Source organism: Microbacterium sp. (assembly GCF_047972865.1).
Classification (GTDB): domain Bacteria; phylum Actinomycetota; class Actinomycetes; order Actinomycetales; family Microbacteriaceae; genus Microbacterium.
In genome coordinates this window covers 1-2121 of record NZ_JBKEAY010000124.1, presented here as the reverse complement: position 1 = coordinate 2121, position 2121 = coordinate 1, and the positions used below count along the sequence as shown (strand labels likewise).

At 68.3% G+C, this 2121-nt stretch carries 2 protein-coding genes and 1 pseudogene; all 3 read right to left on the bottom strand.

The window, feature by feature from the left end; translation table 11 throughout:
• Positions 1 to 181 (bottom strand): annotated as a pseudogene (locus tag ACK5KK_RS07715) (hypothetical protein); the annotation flags it as partial.
• 148 nt (positions 182 to 329) lie between these two features.
• Entirely contained in the window at positions 330 to 1109 is a 780-nt protein-coding gene (locus ACK5KK_RS07710) for a succinate dehydrogenase iron-sulfur subunit (RefSeq protein ID WP_416889504.1), read from the bottom strand.
• Positions 1109 to 2121: FAD-binding protein (locus ACK5KK_RS07705; RefSeq protein ID WP_416889503.1), on the bottom strand; the 1013-nt coding region annotated here is incomplete at its 5' end. The genes ACK5KK_RS07710 and ACK5KK_RS07705, both read right to left, overlap by 1 nt.

Here is a 2121-nt window from a genome sequence, read left to right as displayed (position 1 = left end):
GGGTGATCTCCGTTGCGCGTTCGATCGGCTTGTCGAATCGTTCCCGCAGGCTCGCCTGGGTCGCTTCCCACCGCCGCCGCAGGTTCTCTTCCTCGGCGCGGGCGGCGGCTGCGGCACGGTGCGGGGGAGCCGGGCGCGCCCTCGTCGCGGCGCGGGCAGCGGCGTGGCGGCGATCAGGCACACCTCCACAGTAGCCAGCGAGACACGCTGCCCGGGCGAGGGACGCGAGCGGACGGATGCCCCCGCAGAGCGGATTCGGCCCCCCGCAGGGTCGTGCGCGGGCGGCCGGTCTCGGCTACCCCGGACACCGAGGCCGGCCGAATGCCGTCTCAGTGGCGCAGTACGGCCTGCTTGACGTCGGCGATCGCCTTGGTGACCTCAATGCCGCGCGGGCACGCCTCGGTGCAGTTGAAGGTGGTGCGGCAGCGCCACACGCCCTCTTTGTCGTTGAGGATGTCCAGTCGCACGTCGCCGGCGTCGTCGCGCGAGTCGAAGATGAAACGGTGCGCGTTGACGATCGCGGCGGGGCCGAAGTACTGTCCGTCGGTCCAGAACACCGGGCACGACGAGGTGCATGCCGCGCAGAGAATGCACTTGGTGGTGTCGTCGAAGATCTCCCGGTCCGCGATCGACTGGATGCGCTCTTTGCCCGGCTCCGGCGTCGAGTTCGCGATCAGGAACGGCTGCACCTCGCGGTACGACGCGAAGAACGGCTCCATGTCGACGACGAGGTCCTTCTCCAGCGGCAACCCCTTGATGGCCTCGACGACGAGCGGCTTCGAGATGTCGAGGTCCTTGATCAGGGTCTTGCAAGCGAGGCGGTTGCGCCCGTTGATGCGCATCGCGTCCGAACCGCAGATGCCGTGCGCGCAGGAGCGGCGGAAGGTGAGCGACCCGTCGACCTCCCACTTGATCTTGTGCAGGGCGTCGAGCACGCGGTCGGTCGAGTACAGTTCCACGTCGTAGTCGACCCAGTGCGGCTCGCTGTCGGTCTCCGGGTCGAAACGCCGCACGATGAAGGTGACCAGGAAGGACTGGATGCCGGTGTCGGACTGCGGTTCCTGCGCTACTTCCAACTCGGCCTCGGTCGCCACGATGGGGGTCGACATCAGTACTTCCTCTCCATCGGCTGGTAGCGGGTCACGACGACGGGTTTCCAATCCAGGCGGATGTGGTCTTCGGCGTGCGAGGAGTGCGGATCCCCCGACAGGTACGCCATCGTGTGCTGCATGAAGTGCTCGTCGTCGCGCTTGGGGTAGTCGTCGCGCATGTGCCCACCGCGGGACTCCTGGCGGTTGCGCGCTGTGACCACGACGACCTCGGCGATGTCGAGCAGGAACCCGAGCTCGACGGCCTCCAGCAGGTCGGTGTTGAAGCGCGTGCCCTTGTCGTCGACGTGCACGTTCTTGTAGCGCTCGCGCAGCTCTTCGATGGTGCCGAGCACCTCGGTGAGCGACTCGTCGGTGCGGAACACCTGGGCCTTGCGGTCCATCTCGTCCTGCAGCGTCTTGCGCAGCACGGCGATCCGCTCGGTGCCGGTGTTGTTGCGCAGCCCTTCGAGCAGGTCGCGCACCGCGCCGGCGGGGTTGTCGGGCAGCGGCACGAAGTCGGCGGTCTTGACGTACTCGACGGCGTTGCGGCCGGCGCGCTTGCCGAAGACGTTGATGTCCAGCAGCGAGTTCGTCCCCAGCCGGTTCGATCCGTGCACCGACACGCACGCGCACTCGCCGGCGGCGTACAGGCCCGGCACGACGGTGGTGTTGTCGGCGAGTACCTCGGCGGCGACGTTGGTCGGGATGCCGCCCATCGCGTAGTGGGCGGTGGGCATGACCGGCACCGGTTCGACGACGGGATCCACGCCCAGGTAGGTGCGGGCGAACTCGGTGATGTCGGGGAGCTTGGTCTCCAGTACTTCGGCGCCCAGGTGGGTGCAGTCCAGCAGCACGTAGTCGCGGTGCGGGCCCGCGCCGCGCCCCTCGGCCACCTCCTGGACCATGCAACGGCTGACGATGTCACGCGGGGCGAGGTCCTTGATGGTGGGGGCGTAACGCTCCATGAATCGCTCACCCGACGCGTTGCGCAGGATCGCGCCCTCACCGCGGGCTCCCTCGGTGAGCAGGA